The sequence below is a fragment of the Legionella jamestowniensis genome (assembly GCF_001467745.1).
GTDB lineage: Bacteria > Pseudomonadota > Gammaproteobacteria > Legionellales > Legionellaceae > Tatlockia > Tatlockia jamestowniensis.
Genome location: NZ_LNYG01000007.1, coordinates 1 through 25,533, shown reverse-complemented (window position 1 = coordinate 25,533; position 25,533 = coordinate 1). Strand labels below are relative to the sequence as shown.

Sequence of the window (25,533 nt, the reverse complement as noted above, 5' to 3'; positions counted from 1 at the left end):
GAGCACACCTAGGATAGAGAAAAGAGACACAATCCAATGGAGAAAGATGGAAATAAAGGAAAAGCCGATTCTGAGTGCTGAGGACTATGTTTCTGTCATTGGATGCTATAAGCAAGTCTTTTTTGCTATCTAATTGATGGTTCAATCCTACACCAGCATCTTATAAGTTATTTAAAAAAATATTAATTATCATACTTTGTTGATTAGTTAAAATCAAAAATTGTCTTTAATTTTATTCTTTAAAATTTGCTTCGGACATTCGAGGCACCGCAGATGGCTCTCCTTAAGCACTTTATTAAAATAACAATTAAGAGCGTCATTGAAACAGGGTGAAGAATTCCTCGATATGGATCGGTTCTGCTTGCAGAAGATCCTTCATGCGGCTTTGCCGCATTCTGGATGACGGAGCAGTAAGAAAACTACAAAAATCGAACATACGTCATTCTAAACGCAGTGAAGAAATCTCACACGTTTGTGCTTTGTCCAGGAGATCAACTTTGTTAAAAAAATATTTTTAGACATAGTTGATCTCCTAAATATGGATTCTGGCAACACATTGACTAATGTCCCTGCAAGAAAATCTAAAATAAACAAAGGAATTGGGAAAAAAAAGGAATTTTTATTTGTTTTTTCCTCAGATAGATTCTATTCTGTAAATTACCTGGCTAAAAATTAAACAATTCGTAGCCTTTACATTATATTACCTTTAGAAACATATTGTTTCAGGATAGATATGTGGCTTGGATGCCGTAGAATAAAATTAATAGTGAGTGGCATAGGAGTCCATATGTTAGAGTTACTAGTTATCAAGGAAATTAACTCTAAGGGAGTTTCAGTTTGTCTTAAACCTCGTTTAGCCGAAGTAATAACTCCCACGCTAGCCAACGAAATTCGAAATTTACAGAACTCTATAGTAGACAAATACCTCTCTTCTCCTTGGGAAGGGTATTTTTATGTCATTTGGTATTCGCATAGAGGCCATGGTCATTGTGGAAGAGGTTTGGATTTTAATTATATTTTAAGCACCATTTTAAATGGTAAAGAAGTTGCTTTTGAAACTTATATCAAAAATTTGTTTGATATGTTATTTTTAAATTACATAGGCTTAGGTCTTCCTGTTATTAATTGTTCGATTGTAGACAGAAGTATCAGGGGCATCTCTCAAGAATTTTTTTTCTTAAATCAAATAAATTTTATTAAAAACACCACCCCAAATGCAGTGGCAGATGAAATTTTTTCTGTAAATCTCCAGGATATTTCAAATCGTCAAGTGTTTCCTGCCTTTTTATATCAGAGTAATCGATTTTATAGGTTTGCAAGCATCAATTTAAATGAAATGAGACGGCTAATCGCTAAGACAGAAATGCCACTTTTAGATGAAGCTGCAATTGAAAAAATAAAACTTATTTTTGAAGATATAAAAAATGAGACCATTAGTGAAATTTACAACCTGGCATCCACTAACTTAAAACTTTTAAAACGCATTGCACAAATGCAGATGAACAACTTGTCAGTTTCTGTAAGTGAATGATTTAATTAGGTGATCACTGTATATACTCGCCAATATTTTTTTGACTATACTGATAGCATTCGTTATTTATCGTTGGAAAAAGCATGTCCATTTGGCAGCGATTAAAAAAATTTTATAATGCCTCCTCGGAAAATAAAACGCAGATTCATGTTTTCCTGGGATTTGTTATTGTTCCTGTGATTGGCATGTCATTGTTGTATCTCTATGTGAATCTTTTTTGGCTGTAATATTGACTAATTTTTGTATACCGCGGATAAACCGCGGTAGGTAGAGATTTAGTGGACAGTTAGTCTTCGTCTTCCCAGCTCAGTGTGCCACCTGCTTGATATTCAATAACTCGGGTTTCAAAGAAATTCTTCTCTTTTTTCAGATCCATCATTTCACTCATCCAGGGAAAAGGATTCTCTGCGCCAGGATATTGCTCAGGCAGACCAATCTGGTTAAGACGCCGGTTAGCGATGAAATGGAGATATTCTTCAAACATTTCGGCATTCATACCTAAAATACCATGAGGCATGGTGTCTTGAGCATATTGATATTCCAATTCAACGCCTTCCCTGATGAGTTGAATGATTTCTTCTTTAAATTCAGGGGTCCATAAATGCGGATTTTCAATTTTAATTTGATTAATGACATCAATACCAAAATTCATATGCATTGATTCATCACGCAATATGTACTGGAATTGTTCAGAAGTACCTACCATTTTATTCCGTCTACCCATGGATAAAATTTGAGTAAACCCAACATAGAAGAAAATACCTTCAAAAACGACATAGAAAGCAATTAAGTCGCGTAGTAGACGTTGATCATCTTCCATCGTGCCTGTATGGAAATTAGGGTCGCCCAAACTTTGCGTGAAAGGCAAGGCCCAAGATGCCTTTGTTGCTACAGAGGGAATTTCCCGATACATGTTAAATACGGCAGCCTCATCCAAGCCTAAGCTCTCAATAATATATTGATAAGCATGAGTATGTAGGGCTTCTTCGAAGGCCTGACGCAGTAAGTACTGACGACATTCCGGATTGGTAATATGCCGGTAAACTGCTAATACTAGGTTATTAGCTACTAATGAATCAGCTGTTGAAAAGAAACCTAAATTACGTAAAACAATTAAACGCTCATCTGCTGTTAATCCATTGGGATTTTTCCATAAAGCAACATCAGCACTCATGTTAATTTCATTCGGCATCCAGTGGTTAGCACAGGCAGCCAAATATTTATCCCATGCCCACTTATATTTAAATGGAACCAGTTGGTTTAAGTCTGCGCGACAATTAATGATTTGTTTATCATCAACATGGATGCGGCCAGCCCCCATCTCCAGTAATTCCAGGCCAGTAGCACCCATTTGTTTGGGTGCTGTTGAAATTGATTCTAGATTTGACATGCAATTCTCCTCTTATTGGCACGCTTCGCAATCGGGATCCAAAATAGAACAAACTTTAGGCTCTTCTTCTATTTTTACCGCATTCAATGCGCCATCAGTAATTGTTGATTTTTCAGCATTACTAGCACCCAGACTACGCAAATAATAGGTGGTTTTTAAACCACGTACCCATGCAAGTTTGTAGAGCTGATCAAGTTTTTTCCCTGATGGTTTTGCCATATAAATATTTAATGATTGGGCTTGATCAATCCATTTTTGGCGTCTTGAAGCAGCTTCAACCAGCCAGGTAGGATCAAGTTCAAATGCTGTGGCGTAGCGCGCCTTTAACTCATTCGGAATGCGACTTATAGGTTGTACACTACCATTGAAGTATTTTAGATCATTAACCATAACCTCATCCCAAAGATTCAATGCTTTCAAATCAGCAACCAGATAGGGATTGATAACTGTGAATTCGCCTGACAAATTCGACTTCACGTAGAGGTTTTGATAAGTAGGCTCAATGGATTGTGAAACGCCACATATGTTGGAAATGGTTGCCGTAGGAGCAATCGCCATCACATTGGAGTTACGCATACCCTGAGTTCGAACTTTAACGCGCAAGCTTTCCCAGTCAAGGCGTTGTGAACGGTCTTGCTCGAGGTATTTATTGCGAGTTTGTTGCAATAAATTAATGGAATCAATAGGTAGGATACCTTTGCTCCATAATGAACCTTCATAACTGGAATAGTTACCACGCTCTTTTGCCAACTCACAAGAAGCTTCGATGGCAAAATAACTGATTAATTCCATTGAAGTGTCAGCAAATTCAACTGCCTCCTGAGACGCATAATTAATTTTTAACTCGTACAATGCATCTTGAAAACCCATTAAACCTAAACCAACGGGACGATGTTGCAGATTGGAATGACGTGCTTGGGGCACTGAATAATAATTAATGTCAATCACGTTATCCAACATACGTACTGCCGTAGTAATTGTACGTCTAAGTTTTTCTGTATCCAGTTGACCATTAATAATATGCGCTGGAAGATTAATACTGCCTAAATTACAAACAGCAATTTCTTCCTGAGAGGTATTTAGAGTAATCTCTGTACATAAATTGGAACTATGAATAACACCAGCATGTTGTTGCGGTGAACGCAGGTTACAGGGATCTTTGAAGGTTAACCAGGGATGTCCTGTTTCAAATAACATGGAAAGCATCTTACGCCATAGCTTCACTGCTGAAACAGTTTTCACATTTCTAATTTCACCACGATGGGCTTTTTCTTCACAGCGTGTATACAGGGCTTCAAAGACTTTACCATATTCATCATGCAACTCAGGTACTTCATCGGGAGAAAATAAAGTCCATTCCCCGTCTTCATGTACTCGTTTCATGAATAAATCAGGAATCCAAAGCGCTGTATTCATGTCGTGTGTACGGCGTCGGTCATCGCCTGTATTTTTACGTAACTCAAGGAACTCTTCGACATCACGATGCCAACATTCTAGATAAGCACAGACGGCACCCTTACGTTTACCTCCCTGATTAACCGCAACTGCCGTTGCATCAGCGACGTTTAAGAAAGGAACCACACCTTGTGACTTGCCATTTGTACCCTGGATATGTGCACCCATAGCCCTAACAGGCGTCCAGTCATTCCCAAGGCCTCCTGCAAATTTTGAGAGTAAGGCATTATCTTTAATGGCGCTATAAATACCATCCAAATCATCAGGTACCGTGGTTAAATAACAACTTGATAATTGAGGTCTTACGGTTCCTGAATTAAAAAGGGTAGGGGTAGAAGACATGTAATCAAAGGAAGAAAGCAGCAAATAGAATTCGATTGCTTTTTCTGTTTTATATTCTTCACGAATGGCAAGTCCCATTGCAACCCGCATGAAAAAGGCCTGGGGTAATTCGTAGCGAACGCCATCTTCATGAAGGAAATAGCGGTCATAAAGCGTTTGCAAGCTTAAGTAAGTAAATTTCATGTCACGAGAGGGGATCAAGGCTTTACCTAATGCATCCAGATCAAATTCACTTAGTCTATGATCCAGAAGACCCTGATTAATCCCTTGGGCAATGTAGGCTTTGAAATAAACTGGATAAAGCGCTGCCATTTCATCAAACGTAGCTTCAGATTGCATCTCCAATTTGTTAAGGGCTTCTGTTCTTAAACTATCCAGTAATAAGCGAGCACTAACATACGTGTAATTAGGCTCTCGTTCTACTAAGGCGCGAGCAGCCATAATCAATACCTTATGGACATCTTCCAGTTTGGCTTGATTATAAAGATTTCGCAGAGCATCCTTAATCACTGGTTCCGCTTTGACATTTTCAAGCTCTCGACAGGCTTCTTCAACAATAGTCGTTACGCGGGCCAAGTCCAAAGGCTTAAGCTCGCCATTGGGCATGGTAATTAATGGCACTTTAGCGTCACGTGCTTGCTCTTTTAGTACAGTTTCACGAGCTCTACGATGTTCTTCACGGTAAAGCACATAGGCGCGGGCAACTTCGTAATGGCTACTGCGCATCAAGGCAAGCTCCACCTGATCCTGAATGTCTTCAATGTGGACTGCCCCACCACTAGGTAATCGACGTTTAAACGCATGAGTTACCTGTTGCGTGATGCCATTAACTTGCTGATAAATACGATTAGAGGCGGCAGCATTACTACCCTCAACAGCAATGAATGCCTTGGTGATGGCAACTTTTATTTTATTATCATCATATTGAACGACTTTGCCGTTGCGTTTAATGGTTTTTAATAAACCTGGAGCATTGGCAGCCAATTCCAATTGACTTATTTGCGGCACATCTTTTACCGGCTCAAGAATTTCTGACATGTTTTCTCCACGGAAGGTATTGTGTAGTAGACTTTATTAGCTTTCTAATCCCTGAAACTAACGGAGCCCCATTACTAAAAATATAGAATAATTTATCCTAAAGCACAACCCTAAAAACACAATATCTGGTTGTTTTATAAAACACAATAACTATATATTGTGTTTTTCAAAAAAGGTCAAGAGAATAAAGTGGGTATAAGCTGTGGATAAAATGTTAACGTTTTAATTTTTCCTTTATAGCTGTCGATCTTTTAAACGATGAGGATAAATAAGCTAAAATTAAATAACTATTTATAGTCATGGGCAATCGATATTTTTTCTATGTAAGACAAAATTATTTTATATAGTCGTTGCGAACAAAGTGAAAACAATAAAGAACCAATTTTGTTCAAAGATCGCATTAGATTGTTTCGCTGACGCTCGCAATGACGCGATTCTAAATTTGTCCTGCACAGAGGATATTTCAACTAACTCATGTAAGAAGGGAGTATGTATCATTTTTGTCGAACGATTTTATTGGTTATAGTTTGGCTATCCTTGTTGGTTGCTCCTTATGCATTCTTTTCCTATCTTTGTTATGCGGGACTTTGCGGCGGGATAGTGGCGGAAGAGGTGAGGCGTAATTCATTCTATATAAAAGTTTGGAGTTACTACATCTGGTTATACCCCCTCATCGTTTTTGCAACACTTTACCTATCTCGACACAGACGATTGGCAGAGGATTCTGCCGGTTCCTTAGTTATGTTACTTATTCCTTTAATCAGCTTACTCCCGTTACTATATGTGCACTTTCAGGTGAAAAAAATAAGCACACATTATGCGAAGCAACGTGATGCCTATTACACTGCACAACCTAGGGATTTTGTTTGCGCCCCAGGAAAATTTATCCGTCAGGATAACACGCATTTTTATTATTTTGCAGGCGCATCGGGTGCCTGGACCGTGACTTATTTTGATAATTATGCAGAGATGGTGACTTTCCTTGGAAATAATGAGATTGATATCTCACAGTGCAAAAATCAAAAAGGAATATCGTTTTATTCATTATATCCATGATGAAATTAAGGCTTAGTTTTGGCAAAAAAATTGCTTTTAAAGCCAATGGCAAAACGAAAAAGATGGTTATGGTTTCTTCACCCTCTCTACAGCGAATTGTGATTCCAGGTTTGTTGGGTAATGTTCTTGAGTGGTATGATTTTGCCCTGTACGGTTATTTTGCCGCTACACTAACCCCTTTGTTTTTCCCTGCTCAAAATAAAAACCTTGCTTTAGTTTTAACGTTTACCGTTTTTGCAATTGGTTTTTTAATGCGACCGCTAGGCGCTATATTTTTTGGCTACATAGGGGATCGCTTTGGTCGAAAAAAAGCCTTATCTTACGCAATAATATTAATGGCGATTCCAACCACACTGATTGGAATGTTACCTGATTACTCACAAATTGGAACTATTGCCCCAAGTTTGCTTATTGTCTGTCGATTATTACAGGGATTAGCGGTAGGTGGGGAGTTTACAGGCTCAATGGTTTATTTACTGGAACATGCGCCTGTAGCTAAGCGAGGTTTCTATGGTTCATTGGCCATGTCATCTGCTTTTGGTGGCTTATTATTAGGTTCAGCAGCCGCCACTATTGTAGGATTATTTGCAGTATCTTGGGCATGGCGCATTCCTTTTTTATTAAGTATTACTTTGGGGGCATTGGGCTTGTATCTTCGTTTACACATGCCAGAATCACCTGTTTTTGAAGTCCTTAAAAAAAACCAGCAGCTAACAGTAAATCCATTAAAAGAAGTAGTAAGAAATCATTTTTTATTGATGCTAAAAGCTACGGCATTAGTTATTTTGCCTTCTACTGGCTTTTACCTCTCATTTTTATATTTGACAACTTATCTTAATCATTTTCTTACCGTTGCTTTACCCTATGCCATGTTAGTGAATACGCTTACTTTATCCTTACTCATTCTGGTTTGTCCAGCAATTGGGGTCTTGGCAGATAAAATTGGTAAACGACACATTTTAATGGTAGGTGCTGCTTCTTTTATTATTCTATCGGTTCCTTTATATCTTCTTTTGCAAGAAAAAAATATAACGGCTATTCTCCTTTGCCAGATGGTATTTGCTTGTATGGTGGCTTTAAGTTATTCGCCTATCCCTGCCATCCTATTAGAATTATTTCCTATAGCCTTTCGTTATACAGGATTATCACTCTCCTATAATTTGGCAAATGCATTATTTGGGGGTACCAGTGCTGCTGTTGCAACGTCATTAATTCATGTAACGGGGATTTTACTCATGCCTGCCTTTTATCTTGTTTTAATTGCTACGGTTACTTTTTTAACATTACTGTTTTTTCTGAAGAAAGATTAGTATCTTGGTTTGACCACAATCGCATCACTCACATTCGAGAAACCGTGAACTTCCAATTGGAATGAGTCGAGTTGAGCTTTTAACTGACTTGAACTGCCTCCATCAAGATTAAGGGCATTTTGGCAGTTCAATGGAGGGGCTTTCATCAATTGAGCTAGCTCGGTGGTTGAAAGGGGAAGGTTGTCAGTCACAAGAATAATGACACGATCATCATGGGTAATTCCTAGTGCTGAACGTTCGGCCCGGCCAGGTTTTAATGGAGGGATGCGACTGTTAATGAGGAGTCGCGGTCCACTTTGGATAGCAAAATCAATTTGATTATTAGGCCGAAATTGATAGGCACTGGTTAAATAGGGTTTTTGGTTTCTAATGTAGAAGATGCCCCACCAGCTAATTTGCTTCAACGGGGATTTTTGACGCTTATTATGAATTCTTAATCCCAACGGTTTATAGTTACTATCAAAAAAGCCACCATTGATAGTAAGCAAAGCTTGTGTGTGTTGCGCATACTCATTCACGGAGGCATGTTCACGTGATAAATCAGCTGCTGTGATCAAGGAAAAACGGTTTTCTTTTAGATTGATGCGAAATGCATGAATGTGTGACCAGGGTGTTAAGAGATTGCCATCAAGATCTTGATATTCAATACCAGGTGCCAGTTTGCGCCACCCATTAGCATTCAAGACTTGACTGGCGAAGACGAATAATATTAACAGGGTAAATAATGTAATCGCTCGAGTTAGCCATTTTGCTGAAGTAATGGTTTGCCTGGACATATTAATCTTGTATCCTTGTTAACAACTTTTTATAGCGGCGGAACCACCATGCGAACATTACCGAAAAATAACAATAGAGTAGCAGGTAAGTCAACCAGCAATTTGTCAGAATTAATGCATGAAGTTCTTAACAAAGCCAAGGCACAAGGAGCGACTGATGCCATGGTTTCAGTGAATCATGATAGCGGGTTCTCTGTGGATGTACGGATGGGCGAAGTAGAAACAGTGGCATTTAATGAAGACAAGGGAATAAGCCTTGTTGTGTATATAGGAAAGCGCAAAGGTGCTGCCAGCAGCACTGACACGTCTCCTAAGGCATTGGATTCTTTAGTGACTGCTGCCTGTGAAATTGCCAAAGTCAGTGCAGAAGATCCTTGCTTTGGATTAGCGGATCGTGAATTAATGACGACTGAATTTCCTGATCTGGATTTATACCATCCTTGGGCAATTACTCCCCCCGAGGCTATTGAAATGGCATTGGCTTGTGAAAGTAAAGCACTTTCTCTGGATAAACGTATTAGCAATTCTGATGGCGTGAATTTATCTACACATGCATTTTGTAATGGTTTTGCGAATACAAAAGGAGGGGAAGGGATTATTCGCAGTACTCGTCATGGTGTAAGTTGCTCTTTAATTGCAAAAGAAGCTGAAGCAATGCAAAGGGATTATGAATATACCACGGCAAGGTATGCTGAGGGTTTGCAATCTTTAGAACAAATTGCAAAAACTGCAGTTGAGCGGGCAACAGGCCGTTTGGGGGCAAAACAGCTAAAAACGCAAAAAGTACCGATATTATTTTCTTCTCGGATTTCCAGTGGCCTTTTCTCCAGCTTTATTAATGCTATTAGTGGTGGAAATCTTTATCGAAAAAACTCCTTCTTGCTGGACTCACTGGGCAAGCAAATTTTTCCAACGAATTTAAAAATTTATGAGCAACCCTATTTATTAAGAGGGCTGGGGAGTTCGCCTTTCGATAGTGAAGGCGTGCCGACACGAAATAATGTGTTTATTGAAAATGGCATACTGCAGCAATACGTGTTGGGAAGTTATTCAGCACGCCGATTGGGTTTGCAAACCACAGCGAATAGTGGTGGTGTTCATAATCTAACAATTGACGCTACCGCTGGGGATTTGCAGGATTTATTAAAGAGGATGGATAAAGGTCTATTGGTAACAGAGCTCATGGGACAAGGAGTCAATGGTTTGACAGGGGATTATTCAAGGGGGGCGTCAGGCTTTTGGGTGGAAAATGGAAAAATCCAGTATCCTGTTGAGGAAATAACCATTGCTGGTAATCTTAAAGAGATGTTTAAGGCCATTGTGGCGGTTGGTACAGATATTAACCCTAATTATTCTACTCGCTGCGGTTCAGTATTGATTGAAGAAATGATGGTGGCTGGAGAGTGAGCTTAAATTTTATGCATCTCCAGTTGCAAACCTGTGAAGATAAAATCTGTTGGCAGAAGGAAGAACTATTTGGTTTAACAGTTCTTAAAAAAGTAGTCACCTAATTCCAATCGTGATTTTGCTGCAAAAAATTTCTATGATCTTAAGAAATATTTGGCTATGGCTATTCCGTCAGTTATGGTACCAGAGGAGTTCAATTTAGTTATAAACCCATCATGCAGCTTTTGCTGACGCGAAAAAAGCAATCTCATTTTTAGGTGAATTCACTGCTCCTCATAGATAGGTAAAAAATAAATTAAATCTGATTAATCCCTAAAATAGACTCAATAAAGTTAAGATAAAATTATAAGACTTCTAATATTAAACATGAGATCAAAGCAATAAGACACATTGTATGGATAGGGTACGATCCCCGAGTGATTTTACAGAATTTACAAATACATTAATGTCGTTAGGAATCATTGGGCAAACTTAATGATGTATTAGAAAATAGTCTCTATTTTTATTCTAAAGCGCTAGGCCTATTAAGTTCATGCAAGATTGCCTGTATTGTTGGGTCGAAAACGACCCAACAACTACGATTTGTTTAATAATTAAGTAGCGATCTGGCGGCTATGGGACGGGACCTCACCGTTACCATAATAAATTAGTTTTTATCGCGGAAGATAATTCGGCCTTTGGTTAGATCATAAGGAGTTAATTCTACCTTGACTTTATCACCGGTTAATATGCGAATGTAGTTTTTACGCATACGTCCTGAGATATGAGCGGTTACAATATGGCCATTTTCAAGCTCTACGCGAAACATCGTGTTTGGTAAAGTATCAATGACGGTACCAAGCATCTCAATATGATCTTCTTTTGCCATGGGGCTCCCATTTCAATGTATGAAACAATTAAAGGCGCAAATAGTGCACTAAATTAAGAAAAATGGCAATGAGTTTACCAATTTTCCGTAATACTGCACAGCATTAATACTCATCTATCAGAATAAACGCATCTTGCTTTTGACAGGAAATTGCGCCATTTCGTCTACGTGCGTGCTTATGCACGCCTCGCTATTTATCAATATTATTACCACTCGTCCATTGACCTTGATAAGTAGGATACATTAGCGTTTTTTGCAATAAGCTAAGAAACTCACGACGACTGATAATTATTGCTCCCAAACTTTGCAAATGCTCTGTCGGTAACTGACAATCAATAAAATCAAATTGCCAATTTTGCAAGGTCTGACAAAGATAATACATGGCTAATTTTGAGCTGTCACGTGTTCGATGAAACATCGATTCACCAAAAAAAGCATGGCCCAGGCTAAGGCCATATAAACCACCTACCAAATGATTTTCTTGCCATATTTCAAAAGAATGCGCATATCCCATCTTGTGCAAGGCAATATAAGCCTGTTGCATCTCGTTTGTGATCCAGGTTCTATTAACTCGACCCTCACTGGATGCACAGGCGCTGATTACTTCTGGGAACGCTGTATCAACAGTAAAGCGATGAGGCTTTTTTAAAGATTGTTTTAAACTGCGGGATAACTTAAAAGAATCTGGCTTTAAAATTAAACGCGGATCAGGGGACCACCAAAGTGGAAGATACCCTGGCTCAAACCAGGGAAAAATACCATGACGATACGCTTCTAACAAACGCGGTGGTGATAAATCACCACCGACTGCAAGCAACCCTTGCGCGTCACTGTTTTCAGGGTCTGGAAATTCCAGACTATCGTTTGTCAGCAGCGTTATAGGCGCAATCGTTACTTCTCCAACATGTCCAAATATTTTTCTGCATCCAAAGCAGCCATACAGCCAAAACCTGCGGAAGTAATCGCCTGGCGATAAACGTGATCGGCTACGTCACCACACGCAAAGACTCCAGGGACCGTGGTTGATGTTGCCATACCATCCAAACCAGTGCGAATAATTATATACCCATCTCTCATGGACAATTGATCCTTGAAAATGGCTGTATTTGGATCATGGCCTATTGCAATAAAAACCCCATCGAGTTTTAATTCTTGCTGTGTATCGTTGATAACATTTCTGACACGAATGCCAGTCACTTTCATCTCATCACCCAATACTTCTTCCAGGGTAGAATGCCACAACAGTTTAATATTTCCCGTACGCGCTTTTTCAAATAACTTGTCTTGTAGAATTTTCTCAGCACGCAGCGTGTCACGACGATGGATAAGGGTTACCGATGCTGCTATATTTGACAGATAAAGTGCCTCTTCTACTGCTGTATTACCTCCACCTATAACACAGACTTCTTTATTGCGGTAAAAGAATCCGTCACAAGTGGCACACGCTGAAACACCGCGGCCTTGATAGGCTTTTTCAGATTCGAGGCCTAAATAGCGTGCAGAAGCGCCTGTCGCAATAATTAGCGCGTCACAGGTATAAGTTTCACTGTCACCTTTTAATAGAAAAGGACGTTGTTGTAAGTCAGCTTTTACAATATGATCAAACACAATTTTTGTTTCAAAGCGCTCTGCATGTTTTTGCATGCGCTCCATTAGTGCAGGACCTTGTAAACCTTCTATATCCCCAGGCCAGTTATCTACATCCGTCGTTGTGGTTAACTGTCCCCCTGGCTCCATACCAGTGATTAGAACAGGTTTTAAATTTGCACGGGCAGCATATACAGCAGCGGTATAACCTGCAGGCCCTGAACCAAGAATTATGAGGCGATGGTGATTGCTATCACTTATCATATCTGCCTTCCCAATTATTATGTTAAGATGGCAAATAGTATGACAAAATAACAAACAATGAAATACCTATGGCAAAACAACAAGCGAGCAATCAGACTGGTAACCGTAAGCAGGCCTTACCACATTTTTTAACCAGAAGGCTAAGTGAAGGTGGTTTTATTTTGGTGGCAACCTTCGCTTTATTTGTTTTACTTTCCTTAAGTACCTACGATTTAGGTGATCCAAGTTGGTCGCATATAAGTAAGGGTAGTAATGAAATCAGTAATGCCGGCGGACAAGTAGGGGCATATATTGCGGATGCGCTTTACTTTGTTTTCGGTTATTTCTCTTTTTGTATTCCACTAATGTTTGCTTATGTTGCCTGGAGTGTTTTAAAAGATTATCGAGCTTTCCATGCCATTAACAGGCCTGCCATGTTATTGCGGGGTAGTGGTTTTATTTTTATGATGCTGGGTGGATGTTCCCTTTTAAGTTTAAACCCAGAGTTAGCACTCGATGCTAAGCACAGTGCAGGGGGGATTCTAGGCGCTTTTATTGCGGATGGGTTTAATTATGCACTTAATATGCAAGGGGCGGCCTTACTCTTATCAGCTATCTTTCTAACAGGCGTCACATTGTTAACAGGACTTTCCTGGATTTATGCGATTGAATTAGTTGGCGAGTACACCACTATTGCAGCCAATCGTTTTATCGGTGGCGCATTGGCTGCCACACGTATAATTAGGGCTCGGCTTAAACAAATAAATGCCAAACATGAAAAAGAAGCATTTGTTACAAAACCGGAACGTAAATTGCTTACCAGGAAAAAAGAAAAAGCTGCTCCTACGCCGCTTGTAATACCTTCTTTAGAACCGTTACCTTCGGTAGGCCCCTCTTCCGTGTTACCTTCCCTTTCGCCTACACCAACTCCGACCCCGGTAAAACCGAAAGAGCCTGCACGTCTAGCAAACAAGCCAGTTCAATCTAGCCAAATCAGTGGTAGCCTTCCATCACTAAGCTTGCTGGATAAAGGACAGCAAGGAAAACATATGGGGGGATATACACATCAGGAGTTAGAGAATTTATCCCGTGAAGTGGAACAACATCTTCTGGATTTTGGAATCCAGGCGGATGTGGTTGCTGTACATCCAGGACCCGTAATTACCCGTTTTGAATTGCAACTCGCAGCTGGCATTAAAGTCAGTAAATTATCCGCTCTGGCTAAAGATTTGGCCCGTTCGCTTTCGGTAATCAGTGTGCGAGTTGTTGAAGTCATTCCAGGCAAAACAGTGGTAGGACTTGAGTTACCTAATCAACACCGAGATATGGTGCGCCTGTCAGAGGTATTATCTGCGGATGTTTATCAGCAAGCGCACTCTCCCTTAACGTTGGCTTTGGGAGTCGATATTGCTGGACATCCCATGGTTGTTGATCTTGCGAAAATGCCCCATTTATTAGTGGCTGGAACGACAGGTTCTGGTAAATCAGTGGGCATTAATGCGATGATTTTAAGTCTATTGTTTAAATCAACACCAGAGCAAGTGCGTTTAATCATGGTGGATCCCAAAATGCTTGAATTATCTGTTTACGACGGGATCCCGCATTTGTTAACGCCAGTCGTCACCGATATGAAAGAAGCAGCAAGTGCTTTGCGCTGGTGTGTGGGTGAAATGGAGCGTCGCTATCGCTTAATGGCCGCTCTAGGTGTTCGTAACTTAGCCGGATTTAATAACAAGTTGGCCGAAGCCGAGGCAAAGGGAGAGCCATTGACAGATCCTCTATGGAAACCAGGAAGCTCCATGGATGAAACCGCTCCGGTCTTACAAGCATTGCCTTACATTGTGGTCATGATTGATGAATTGGCCGATATGATGATGGTGGTTGGAAAGAAAGTAGAACAACTGATAGCTCGTATTGCTCAAAAGGCACGTGCCGCGGGGATTCATTTAATTTTGGCAACTCAAAGACCTTCTGTCGATGTGTTAACTGGATTAATTAAATCAAATATTCCAACGCGCATGTCATTCCAAGTTTCTTCAAAAATAGACTCCCGCACTATTCTTGATCAGCAAGGTGCAGAGCAATTATTAGGCCATGGCGATATGTTGTATTTGGCACCAGGTAGTGGCGCTCCCTTACGTGTCCATGGTGCATTTGTAGATGATAAAGAAGTCCATCGTATCGCCGATGATTGGAGAGCTCGCGGTGAACCTGAATACATTGATGAAATTACACAAATTGGTGAAACTTCAGAGGGAGGTTTTGCGGAAGAAGGTCAAGAGACAGAAGAAGCTGACCCACTTTATGATCAGGCTGTTGAATTCGTTATTCAAACACGCAAGGCTAGTATTTCTGCGGTGCAGCGCCGTTTTAAAATAGGTTATAACCGAGCTGCGAGGTTAGTAGAAGAAATGGAGCGCACTGGAATTGTGGGGCCATTGGATGGAGGATTCAGGGATGTCTTGGTTTCTACCGTAACTGAGGATTAATTCATGAAAAAAATAATTTTTCTAGGGATGCTGTTATTGTTAAATACCAATGTATTTAGCGATTCAGCGGAAAATTTACAAAAAAAATTAAATAGCATTCGTAGCTTGAGTGCCAATTTTAGTCAGGTCGTAAAAGCGAAAGAAAGAGAACTGTCTTCTTCTTCAGGAAAAATGGCGCTCGAACGCCCTGGACGATTTCGTTGGGAAACAAAAGATCCCATGGAACAATTAGTGGTGGCGGATGGCGAGAAACTATGGGTTTACGATGTCGATTTAGAACAAGTTACCGTGAAAAAACAGGAAAAAGGGGTTGGGGGCACCGCTGCTTTGTTTTTAAGCGGTTATGATGATACTGTTGCCCGTGATTTCGATGTGACAGAAACCGCTAAAGGGAAAAAGCAAGTATACGATTTACACTCAAAATCAAACAAAGCGAACTTCCAACGTGTTAAATTAATTTTTATGGGTGATGTCTTAAGTGGTATTGAAATGTATGACCAATTAGGGCAACACACGATAGTTAGTTTAAAAAATATTAAAACCAATCCGAAACTTGCCGCCAATCTGTTTAAATTTAAACCGCCAAAAGGAACCGATGTGGTTCAACAATGAGTTATAAATTATGCAACCCAAAGCCCCGCTTGCTGAGTTATTAAGACCTACCCATTGGGATGAAGTTATCGGGCAAGAGCATTTATTAGGTCCAGGTAAACCTTTAAGGGTGGCTTTCGATTCCGGGGTGCCTCATTCCATGATTTTATGGGGGCCACCGGGTGTGGGTAAAACGACTTTGGCGAGATTAAGTGCCAAAGCGTTTGATTGTGAGTGGATTGCCTTGTCAGCTGTTTTCTCTGGGGTCAAAGATATTCGTGCAGCCATTGATGAGGCGAAGCATTACCTGGAAGAAAATCGTCGCACCGTTCTGTTTATTGATGAAATTCATCGCTTTAATAAATCGCAGCAAGATGCCTTATTACCATTTACGGAGTCAGGGTTAATTACTATTATTGGGGCTACAACGGAAAATCCCTCATTTGAAGTTATATCAGCACTTTTATCACGTGCACAGGTCTATGTATTAAAACCATTAACAGCCGCCAATTTACGCGAACTATTACAACGAGCCCAAAATAGCGTATTTCCAGAGCTGCAATTCACTGAAGACGCTATAGCTAGCTTAATTGACTACGCAGATGGTGATGCGCGCCGCCTTTTAAATTTAGTTGAACAAGTAAGTACTGCAGCTCAAAATCAGCAAACCACGGAAGTTACCCTGACACTTATTCAAGATGCATTAAGTCCCGCCAACCGGCGTTTTGATAAAGGCGGTGAAAATTTTTACGATCAAATTTCAGCGTTGCATAAATCGGTTCGTGGTTCTCATCCTGATGCCGCACTTTACTGGTTGTGTCGTATGTTAGATGGTGGTGTAGACCCTTTATACCTGGCCCGTCGTATTATACGCATGGCTTGGGAGGACATCGGGTTGGCTGATTTACGCGCAATGCAATTGGTCAATGAGGCTGCTGCTACTTATGAGCGTCTAGGATCTCCCGAAGGAGAGCTTGCCTTAGCGCAAGCAGTTATCTACCTTGCCATTGCGCCTAAAAGCAATGCAGGTTATAACGCGTTTAATGAGGCGATGGCTTTTGTAAAAAAAGACAAGTCACGGGAAGTTCCTCTTCATTTGCGCAATGCACCAACTCGTCTAATGAAGCAGCTTGGTTATGGTCATGAATATCGTTATGCCCATAATGAGCCTCATGCCTATGCTGCTGGTGAAACTTATCTTCCTGAAGGTATGAAAGAACCAGGGTGGTATAAGCCCGTTTCAAGAGGGTTGGAAATAAAGATTGCTGAGAAGTTGGCTTTTTTAAAAGCATTGGATAAAGAGGCTACAAAGAAGTAACGTTTAAATAATGCAAAGGGATTTGAGATGCAATCAGCAATTACTGCCATAGGTACTGCCAACCCTCCTTATAAACGCTCTCAACAAGAAATAGCGACACTGATTTGTGAGGGGTTTAATTTGACCACTTCTCAAAAAAGGATGGTGAAGGCAATTTACAATGCATCAGGAATTAAACAAAGGCACAGTGTACTTAGTGACTACTGCAAGTCTTGTGGGGAATTCGATTTTTTTCCTAATACCCCGGACGAAGCTTTACCAACCACAGCAACGCGAATGCAAATTTACAAAGCACATGCATTGGCATTGGCTCTACAAGCCATTGGTAATTGCTTGGTAAATTTACAAAATTTTAATAAGCGAGAAATAACGCATCTAATTACTGTGAGTTGCACAGGCATGTATGCCCCAGGACTTGATATAGAACTTGTCCAACATTTAGGATTGCAGCCAACTACCAAGCGAACAGCCATTAACTTTATGGGATGCTATGGTGCTTTTAATGGGATACGTGTTGCTGACACGATTTGTCGCGCTGATCCTTGTGCAAATGTTTTGGTGGTCTGTGTAGAATTATGCACGATACATTTTCAACGGGAACAGTCCCCTGAAAATATAATTTCAAATGCGATTTTTGCTGATGGGGCGGCCGCAGTACTTATCCAGGGAAAACCAATACAACCATTTTCTTTGGAACTGGCTTCGTTTCATTGTGATTTAGTTCCACAAACCAACGAGCAAATGGCATGGCAGATTGCAGATTATGGCTTTGATATTGTATTAAGTGCTTATGTATCTGAAATGATTAAATCAGGTATAGGTAAATTTGCCCAGCATATTTTGCAGACTGTCAATTGGACATTTGATGATATTGATTATTATGCCATTCATCCCGGGGGCCTTAAGATTTTACAAGCCTGTGAAGAGGCATTGAACCTTTCTCAAGAAAAAAATAAGTATTCTTATGAGGTATTAAATCAATTTGGCAATATGTCCTCAGCAACCGTTCTTTTTGTACTGAAAAGAATTTGGGACAGCCTGAAAAAGGATGATCATGGAAGAAACATATTTAGCTGTGCGTTTGGTCCGGGGCTAACTTTAGAATCGATGTTGTTAACCATAAATTACTCTAACTGATTAAGAAAAAAGAACTGCCGCCTTGAAACAAAGGCGGCTCAAAGCAATAAAGGCTATACAGGGGTATAGGATGATTCTTCTGCAGAATCTCTCGAAAAAATCTGTCCAACAGCCCTAAAGCTATTTTTAATCGCAAAAGCAATACCTTGTAAAATATCTAAAAAATTACCTTGCTTATAGCCATAAATTTTAAAGTAGAGTTTATTCTCTTCCGGGTTAAGTTCACGGTCAAAGAGGGTTATATGCTCTTTAACTGCTTTGGCATGTTCTACAAAATGATCTTCAATTTTATCGTCAATGAAATCCCGTAATTGCTGTGCACTGGTTATAGGTGCTAGGGTAGTAATCATTCCATTGAGTACTTCAATGTTTTTGAAAGTCTCCATTTTGCGGGTTTCAACATTACCTAAGGTCCAGGTGCAGCACATCGACAAATTCTCAAGTGCACTGGTGTATTCGGCATAAGCCGCTTTACGTTGTCCTAACTGATAAGCCCCATAGGCAAAGCATCCAGCAGCAAAAAACCCCACAGGAAGAATAAACGACAATCCCCACGCTAAAGTCCCTATAGAAAAACTGGCTGCAATCTTTGTATCCAGAGATTGCAAAGCGTGTAATTTTTCTGTAACAAGAGCGGTGGCCTCTTTAACTAAAGTAGTATGACCCAAATCATTTGGATTAAATGTAACACTCTTGCTGATATGACTTATCAATGTAGTGTGGTGATCAAAAAGTTTTTTGGAAGGGCTAGTAAAAAAAGATGTAAACGTCATGAGTTAACTCCTTGTTAAAAAGAGGGGATACTTTAGAGCCTATTTTGCGCATAGACAATATTTTTTGTTGTTATTGAGGATATTGTTACAAAACTATTTAAATGAATGACATTCTAATTATTTAAAAGACAATAAGATTGGCTCTCTTGGCTATACTTAAAAGAAGTAATGGATTATCAATTAGTGTTATGAGCAAAAAAATACACAGGGAGTGTTTTGAACTTTTGCTTCAAAATTCTTTAAAATCAATACCGTTCAATATTATTTTAGCAGCCATTATTAGTTTTTATTTTTGGTATAGTGGCGTTATGCTCTTCTACAGTCTGATCTGGTTCTTGGCCATCTTTTTGATATGTTCAATACGATGGTATTACAGCTATCATTTATTGCAAAAAAAAATGCATTTCGTAAACCAGGACAAGTTACAGCAGGTCTTTGTTTTTTTAACGTCATTAATGGGGGTAATGTGGGGAGTAGGTTATTTCCTGTTTTTCTCATACTTAAGCCAGTTAAATGAAATAATAATCATTCTTGTGTTAGGAGGGTTGGCTTCTGGGGCTCTAGCTTCCTTATCAGTGTATATGCCCGCCTATTATGCATATTTGCTCCCTATGTTTCTCCCAGTTATTGTCTACAATTTCTACACCATGGAGTTTGAACGTATCATTCTTGCCACTACATTTGTTTTGTTTGTGATTATGCTAATAGTAACGGCAAAAATAACTTCAAGGTTGCTTCATGAAACCATTGTATTGACAATCGAAAAGGATAATTTAATTCTAAGACTTAAAAAAGCCAATCAAAAACAACAAAAGGCTTTGGGAACAATTAGAAAACTCTCTGTAACCGATGCTTTAACAGGCCTTTATAATAGAAGATATTTTGAAGTTAAATTAAAAGATGAATCGCATCGTGCTAAAAAAAATAAACACCCTCTGAATCTTGTATTTATTGATGTGGATAATTTTAAAATTATAAATGACAGTTTTGGCCATCCTTATGGTGATATCTTTTTAAAAGATTTGGCCAATGCAATCAAAAATTCGACACAGCGAGTTCACGATACTGCTTTTCGTTTAGGGGGCGATGAATTTGCGGCAATCTTCACAAATACCTCTCTAGAGGAGGCAATCCATTTGTGCTCTAGTATGAAAGAGCATTTTCAAAAAAATAACCGTCAAAAGCATGTGACTATTAGTATCGGTATATTATGTATTCCTCCATCCTTTTCAGAAGACTTAGATGAAATAATTTCAACTGCCGATAAGATTCTTTACCAAGCAAAAAAAACGGGAAAAAATAAAATTATTTCACAGCGTTTGTAATAATGGGGGTTAACCTCGTGTCTTTTGATAAATGCCAAACCATTTACGATAGAAGAAAGTGAAGACCGGTGGAAGAAGGGAAAGAACAATGATGCCATAAATAACCAAGGTAAAATTGTTTTTTACAATGGGTAGTCCACCGACAAAATAGCCCAGTCCTGTCAGACTTCCTATCCACAGTGCGGCACTGGCCAAATTATAGATAAAAAATTGAGAATGGCTCATGTATCCTATTCCTGCAACAAAAGGAGCAAAAGTACGAATAATGGGAATAAATCGCGCCATAATGATTGTTTTTCCACCATGTTTTTCATAAAAGCGGTGAGTCTTTTGTAAGTGTTTCTTATTAAGAAGGCGTGAACTGTTGCTGGAAAATACTTGGGGTCCCACTTTTCTTCCAATTAAGTAGTTAAGTTGGTTACCTGCAATAGAAGCTAGAACCAATAGAGCAAACAATAAAAAAATATTTAAGGAAGAGTCTACATGAGCGGCTATGCTTCCGCTGGCAAAAAGCAAAGAATCCCCAGGAAGAAAAGGCAATATAACCAAACCTGTTTCGCAAAAAATAATGGTAAATAAAACTAAATAGGTCCAGGTACCGTAGGTAGACACAAAAGAAAGGAGATAAGAATCAATGTGTAAAATATAATGCAATAAGGGGTGTAATTGTTCCATTTTTATTTCTTTCTACTGTGATCAGGCGGCGTAAGTACGCTTTTTAGTAATTATGAAGACAGCGCCTAAAAATTGCAAAATAATTAATCTGGTGCTCAGAGCAAAACCATACATTGATCATTACAACCCGTGCATGAGCCGTTGGGCGCGACCCCTACTCTTTTTTGAAGTCAATCTTTGCTCTTATTCCTCTCAAGCAGCTTCTTCCACCGATATTCCCGGTTGCAAGCAACCCGGGCTACATGCTATGGCATTAAACTAAATGTAGCCCGGCTGCTCGCAGCCGGGGATTTTATTTCCGCATCCAAAATACGTTATGCGTGCTTAATATCTTAACAGAAGCACCTTAACTAGATTTCTTTGCTAGATGCTTCCAATGACGCACTTTCAAGTTTTTGCATATATAGTTAATTCACTGATTTTTAGATATATTTTTATTTTGATATAAATTTTGTTAAAGTCGTAAATAGAAGAACTATCAACCAGTAAACAGATAGTGATGATAAAAAAAACCTTTTGTGAAAAAGAAATCCTTAATCTGCCAGAACAAGATATTTTGGCTTGTTTACCTTGTGGTCTTTTGATCCTTAATGCAAGCGGTAAAATTATTTGGTTAAATACTGCTGCGGAGGCATTGCTAGGCCCTGATTTACAAGGTTCCTCATGGCGTGAGGTTATTCAGCACTCTTTTGCTCCTCGCGAGGATGATGGGCATGAAGTCTCTTTGGTTGATGGACGCAGGGTACGTGTGGCTATTTCTTCCCTGGACAATTTGCCAGGGCAACTGGTTACATTAACTGATTTAACCGCGACTCGAGTGTATGAACAAGCCAAGGCTAACCAACACCGATTAATGGCAATTGGTAGAATGACTGCCCAATTGGCCCATCAAATAAGAACCCCCTTGTCTTCCGCCATTTTATATACTGAACATTTGGCTGCACATCCGGATATAGACAGTCGCTGTTTACAATGGATTATGCGGTTGCAGGAATGCCATGCAAGTATTGAACAACAAATTCAGGATTTGCTCTTATTTGCTCGAGGAGAAACGATTGAACTTTCATCAGTTGATATTCAAGACTGGTTAAATCAATTAATAGAAAGAGCGCAACCGCTCATTGAAGCCCAGTCTGCCAAATTAACAATTAACAATCATCTGCAAAATAAAAGGCTGTCTTTACACATCGAATCATTGACGGGTGCAATGTTGAATTTGATCATTAATGCCTTGCAGGCAAAAGCGAGTTTTATTAGGGTTAATATTCAAGAAATTAATGGCGACAAGGTACAAATAAAATTAACCGACAATGGTACAGGAATGTCAGAAGATGTTAAATCACAAGCGTTTGCCCCTTTTTTTACAACAAAAGCACAGGGGACAGGTCTGGGGCTTGCTGTAGTAAATGCAGTGGTTAGTGCCCATGGCGGAGAGGTAATATTGGATTCTTTGTCAGGACAAGGGAGTTGTATAACGATTAATCTACCAGGATAATGGTACTTTAAACAAAGGATTTTACCATGAGCGATGTTTTAATAGTTGAAGATGATCCTGTTTTACGTGAAGCGTTGGCAGAAACAATGAATCTGGCAGGGCATTCTTATCTTGCAGCTAAAGATGGCAAGGAAGCATTAGCCATGCTTGAACGTCATAGCCCTGCGATTGTTCTTAGTGATATACGCATGGATAAGCTTGATGGTCAACAACTGCTTGCAGAAATTCAACGTCGAAATCCCGGCGTCCCTGTCATTTTGATGACTGCACATGGTTCCGTTGAAGATGCTGTCGCTGCAATGCGTCATGGTGCGGTTGATTATCTGCAAAAACCCTTTAGTGCCCATGCCCTCACTGAGAAAATTAATCGCTATATTAAACCTTTCTCTGCAGATGATGATAAGCCTGTTGCCCAGGATCCCAAAAGTCAGGCGTTGCTGTCGATGGCATTGCGCGTAGCACAATCGGATGTTGGCGTAATGATTAGCGGGGAAAGTGGCACAGGGAAGGAAGTTTTGGCGCATTTTATTCACGACCATTCACCTCGCAAGCAACACCCATTTATTGCCATCAACTGTGCGGCAATTCCTGAGCAAATGTTAGAGGCTACTCTCTTTGGTTATGAGAAGGGTGCTTTTACGGGTGCTTATAAATCCACTCCGGGTAAATTTGAACAAGCGCAGGGAGGAACCTTGCTTCTTGATGAAGTCAGTGAAATGAGTTTAAGCTTGCAAGCGAAGTTATTGAGGGTGCTTCAAGAAAAAGAGGTGGAAAGGATAGGTGCTAATAAGCTTATTCAGCTTGATGTGAGAGTACTGGCTACTAGTAACAGAAAATTACTCGATGAAGTAAAAGCAGGGCGTTTTCGTGAAGATTTATATTATCGGCTTAATGTCTTTCCCCTGCATTGGTTGCCATTGAGAGAGCGCGTATGTGACATTATTCCTTTGGCGAATTATTTAATTCGTCGTCATTGTCAAAATAATCAACCTGTCATTCCGGTGTTTAGTGCAGAAGCGCAACAATCCCTTTTAGAATATAGCTGGCCAGGTAATGCGCGTGAATTGGATAATGTGATACAGCGCGCTTTGGTTTTACAAACCCATGGAGTAATAGAAGTACCTCATCTGCAGCTTCCACAACAGACAGAGGAGAATGTTTCAACCAATACGGAAGAGATACAAAAAACCGAGGCAAAAAGTTTACAAAATCATGAATTTGAGTTGATTTTACGGACTTTGAAAGAAAACAATGGAAATCGACAGCAAGTTGCTGCCATTTTAGGTGTTAGTGAGCGTACTTTACGTTATAAATTGGCGAAAATGCGTGAAGAAGGTTATTCTGTATAACTTAAAATTACAATGATATTAGTTGCTGAAAATAAGGTAAAACAGTAGGAAAAACGATTGCTTCGGGCCACGGAGGCTTAAGATGAGTGAAATAAATACAGTATCTTTGTTAAATCAACTAAGGCTAATGGCTGCTAAGGCTGAGGCTGGTACTGTCGAGTTTGGTTCAGCGACTGTACCTTTTGGTGCTGTGTTACAAAATGCATTGGATGCAACCAATCAATTGCAGCAGAATGCTGATGCTCTTAAAACTCGATATGAGATGGGTGATCAAAAGGTGGGTATTGGTGAAGTAATGGTGGCTGCTCAAAAATCAAATTTGGCGTTTGAGGCTACTTTGCGGGTGAGAAATAAAATGGTACAAGCATACCAAGACATCATGAATATGCCTATTTAACAGGGTTGAAGAGTTTTCTCATAAAGGGACAGGAGTTACATCATGACGTTGGCGGACAATGCTTCAACTGCTGCGGCAAAATTCGCAAATTTATCGATCCCAAGACAAATAGGGTTAATGCTTGGGCTTGCAGCTAGCGTTGCAATTGGGGTGGCTGTTGTTTTATGGTCACGTGAACCAAGCTATATGCCTTTATATAACGAGATTAGTACACGCGATGCTGCGAACATTGTTGACTCGCTACAGCGAAATGGTATTGCCTTTAAGGTTGATCAACGACAAGGGACTATATTAGTACCCACTGATGAAGCACAGAATGCTCGTCTTAAACTGGCTGCAGAAGGACTACCGCGAGGAAATGGTGCGGGTTATGAGCTATTTGCAGATAAGAATGCCTTTAATAGCAGTCAGTTTATGGAAAACGCCCGTTATAAACAAGCTCTGGAAAATGAGCTGGCGCGCACCATCAGCCAATTCCATGATATAAAGTCAGCTCGTGTCCATTTGGCGATTCCTCGTGAATCTGCTTTCGTAAGAGATAATCGTGAACCAAGTGCATCAGTTTTTATCGATGTCTATCCCGGCGTCGAAATCAAAAAGCAGACGATTGCCTCCATAATTAATCTAGTGGCATCAAGTATCCCCAGTCTTTCTGCCAGTAAAGTAACCGTGGTCGATCAAAATGGTCAACTGCTGAGTGAAGGGGCAGGACAAACATTATTTTCACATACTGAACGCTATATGGAGTATCGACAAACTCTAGAGCATCAATATGTGCAAAAAATTCAGGATATCTTAACCCCTCTTTTAGGATTCGGACGAGTTAAGGCAAAAGTTTCAGCAGATGTTGATTTTACGGCATTTGAACAAACTCAAGAAATGTATAACCCTGATTCACAATCCTTACGAAGTGAACAGAAAATGGAAGAAAAACGTAATGTTGGTTCTACCCCGAGTGGAGTCCCTGGTGCTTTATCCAAT

The 25,533-nt window shown here is 39.8% G+C and carries 22 protein-coding genes; 14 read left to right on the top strand and 8 right to left on the bottom strand.

Annotation, left to right across the window (positions count from 1 at the left end; genetic code table 11):
* The first annotated feature begins 787 nt into the window (after positions 1 to 787).
* A complete protein-coding gene (locus Ljam_RS01735; RefSeq protein ID WP_058448420.1) occupies positions 788 to 1,531 on the top strand; it encodes a hypothetical protein in 744 nt (247 codons plus the stop codon).
* A gap of 83 nt (positions 1,532 to 1,614) precedes the next feature.
* Positions 1,615 to 1,758 carry a hypothetical protein gene (locus tag Ljam_RS15390; RefSeq protein ID WP_165483394.1) on the top strand — a complete coding sequence of 48 codons (144 nt, stop codon included), beginning with the start codon at positions 1,615 to 1,617 and terminating at the stop codon, positions 1,756 to 1,758.
* Between the two features lie 59 nt (positions 1,759 to 1,817).
* Here the strand turns inward: Ljam_RS15390 and Ljam_RS01730 are convergent, their stop codons facing one another.
* Entirely contained in the window at positions 1,818 to 2,921 is a 1,104-nt protein-coding gene (locus Ljam_RS01730) for a ribonucleotide-diphosphate reductase subunit beta (protein WP_058448419.1), read from the bottom strand.
* 12 nt (positions 2,922 to 2,933) lie between these two features.
* Positions 2,934 to 5,756 (bottom strand): ribonucleoside-diphosphate reductase subunit alpha, encoded by a 2,823-nt coding sequence (locus Ljam_RS01725; RefSeq protein WP_058448418.1) that lies wholly within the window; start codon positions 5,754 to 5,756, stop codon positions 2,934 to 2,936.
* Between the two features lie 489 nt (positions 5,757 to 6,245).
* Between Ljam_RS01725 and Ljam_RS01720 the strand changes: the two genes are divergently transcribed.
* Positions 6,246 to 6,812, top strand: coding sequence for a hypothetical protein (locus Ljam_RS01720; protein ID WP_058448417.1), 567 nt, complete (start codon positions 6,246 to 6,248; stop codon positions 6,810 to 6,812).
* Positions 6,809 to 8,122 (top strand): MFS transporter, encoded by a 1,314-nt coding sequence (locus Ljam_RS01715; protein ID WP_082651551.1) that lies wholly within the window; start codon positions 6,809 to 6,811, stop codon positions 8,120 to 8,122. The genes Ljam_RS01720 and Ljam_RS01715 overlap by 4 nt, the downstream gene beginning before the upstream one ends.
* On the opposite strand, the gene Ljam_RS01710 is transcribed toward Ljam_RS01715, so the two are convergent.
* Positions 8,119 to 8,898, bottom strand: coding sequence for a phosphodiester glycosidase family protein (locus Ljam_RS01710; protein ID WP_058448415.1), 780 nt, complete (start codon positions 8,896 to 8,898; stop codon positions 8,119 to 8,121). The two genes, Ljam_RS01715 and Ljam_RS01710, sit on opposite strands and share 4 nt — an antisense overlap.
* A gap of 48 nt (positions 8,899 to 8,946) precedes the next feature.
* Here Ljam_RS01710 and pmbA point away from each other — a divergent pair, with 48 nt between their 5' ends.
* On the top strand, positions 8,947 to 10,305 hold the full coding sequence (gene pmbA / locus Ljam_RS01705; protein ID WP_058448414.1) for a metalloprotease PmbA: 1,359 nt from the start codon (positions 8,947 to 8,949) through the stop codon (positions 10,303 to 10,305).
* Between the two features lie 646 nt (positions 10,306 to 10,951).
* On the opposite strand, the gene infA is transcribed toward pmbA, so the two are convergent.
* From infA to trxB, 3 genes are all read right to left on the bottom strand, one after another.
* On the bottom strand, positions 10,952 to 11,173 hold the full coding sequence (infA, locus tag Ljam_RS01700; RefSeq protein WP_044011715.1) for a translation initiation factor IF-1: 222 nt from the start codon (positions 11,171 to 11,173) through the stop codon (positions 10,952 to 10,954).
* Between the two features lie 190 nt (positions 11,174 to 11,363).
* Positions 11,364 to 12,044, bottom strand: a complete 681-nt coding sequence (gene aat, locus Ljam_RS01695; protein WP_420795597.1) for a leucyl/phenylalanyl-tRNA--protein transferase — start codon at positions 12,042 to 12,044, stop codon at positions 11,364 to 11,366.
* Positions 12,045 to 12,064: 20 nt separating this feature from the next.
* Entirely contained in the window at positions 12,065 to 13,024 is a 960-nt protein-coding gene (gene trxB, locus Ljam_RS01690) for a thioredoxin-disulfide reductase (RefSeq protein ID WP_420795596.1), read from the bottom strand.
* A 68-nt stretch (positions 13,025 to 13,092) separates the two neighbouring features.
* Here trxB and Ljam_RS01685 point away from each other — a divergent pair, with 68 nt between their 5' ends.
* Genes Ljam_RS01685 through Ljam_RS01670 form a run of 4 tightly spaced genes read left to right on the top strand, consistent with a single transcriptional unit; the run spans position 13,093 to position 18,538 of the window.
* A complete protein-coding gene (locus Ljam_RS01685; RefSeq protein ID WP_058448412.1) occupies positions 13,093 to 15,492 on the top strand; it encodes a DNA translocase FtsK in 2,400 nt (799 codons plus the stop codon).
* Positions 15,493 to 15,495: 3 nt separating this feature from the next.
* A complete protein-coding gene (gene lolA / locus Ljam_RS01680; RefSeq protein ID WP_058448411.1) occupies positions 15,496 to 16,104 on the top strand; it encodes an outer membrane lipoprotein periplasmic chaperone LolA in 609 nt (202 codons plus the stop codon).
* A 10-nt stretch (positions 16,105 to 16,114) separates the two neighbouring features.
* The gene (locus Ljam_RS01675; RefSeq protein ID WP_058448410.1) at positions 16,115 to 17,401 is read left to right on the top strand and encodes a replication-associated recombination protein A; all 1,287 of its coding nucleotides are present in this window, start codon (positions 16,115 to 16,117) and stop codon (positions 17,399 to 17,401) included.
* A 27-nt stretch (positions 17,402 to 17,428) separates the two neighbouring features.
* Entirely contained in the window at positions 17,429 to 18,538 is a 1,110-nt protein-coding gene (locus Ljam_RS01670) for a type III polyketide synthase (protein ID WP_058448409.1), read from the top strand.
* Positions 18,539 to 18,591: 53 nt separating this feature from the next.
* Here the strand turns inward: Ljam_RS01670 and Ljam_RS01665 are convergent, their stop codons facing one another.
* Positions 18,592 to 19,311, bottom strand: coding sequence for a hypothetical protein (locus Ljam_RS01665; RefSeq protein WP_058448408.1), 720 nt, complete (start codon positions 19,309 to 19,311; stop codon positions 18,592 to 18,594).
* Positions 19,312 to 19,457: 146 nt separating this feature from the next.
* On the opposite strand from Ljam_RS01665, the gene Ljam_RS01660 reads away from it, so the two are divergent.
* On the top strand, positions 19,458 to 20,636 hold the full coding sequence (locus Ljam_RS01660; RefSeq protein WP_131762367.1) for a GGDEF domain-containing protein: 1,179 nt from the start codon (positions 19,458 to 19,460) through the stop codon (positions 20,634 to 20,636).
* A gap of 9 nt (positions 20,637 to 20,645) precedes the next feature.
* Here the strand turns inward: Ljam_RS01660 and Ljam_RS01655 are convergent, their stop codons facing one another.
* Positions 20,646 to 21,311 (bottom strand): DedA family protein, encoded by a 666-nt coding sequence (locus tag Ljam_RS01655; protein WP_058448406.1) that lies wholly within the window; start codon positions 21,309 to 21,311, stop codon positions 20,646 to 20,648.
* A 499-nt stretch (positions 21,312 to 21,810) separates the two neighbouring features.
* Here Ljam_RS01655 and Ljam_RS01650 point away from each other — a divergent pair, with 499 nt between their 5' ends.
* From Ljam_RS01650 to fliF, 4 genes are all read left to right on the top strand, one after another.
* Entirely contained in the window at positions 21,811 to 22,806 is a 996-nt protein-coding gene (locus Ljam_RS01650) for a sensor histidine kinase (protein WP_058448405.1), read from the top strand.
* Positions 22,807 to 22,832: 26 nt separating this feature from the next.
* Complete coding sequence (locus Ljam_RS01645; protein ID WP_058448404.1) at positions 22,833 to 24,155, top strand: sigma-54-dependent transcriptional regulator; 1,323 nt, start codon at positions 22,833 to 22,835, stop codon at positions 24,153 to 24,155.
* Between the two features lie 82 nt (positions 24,156 to 24,237).
* Positions 24,238 to 24,552 carry a flagellar hook-basal body complex protein FliE gene (fliE, locus tag Ljam_RS01640; protein WP_058448403.1) on the top strand — a complete coding sequence of 105 codons (315 nt, stop codon included), beginning with the start codon at positions 24,238 to 24,240 and terminating at the stop codon, positions 24,550 to 24,552.
* 42 nt (positions 24,553 to 24,594) lie between these two features.
* Positions 24,595 to 25,533: flagellar basal-body MS-ring/collar protein FliF (gene fliF / locus Ljam_RS01635; protein ID WP_065235501.1), on the top strand; the 939-nt coding region annotated here is incomplete at its 3' end.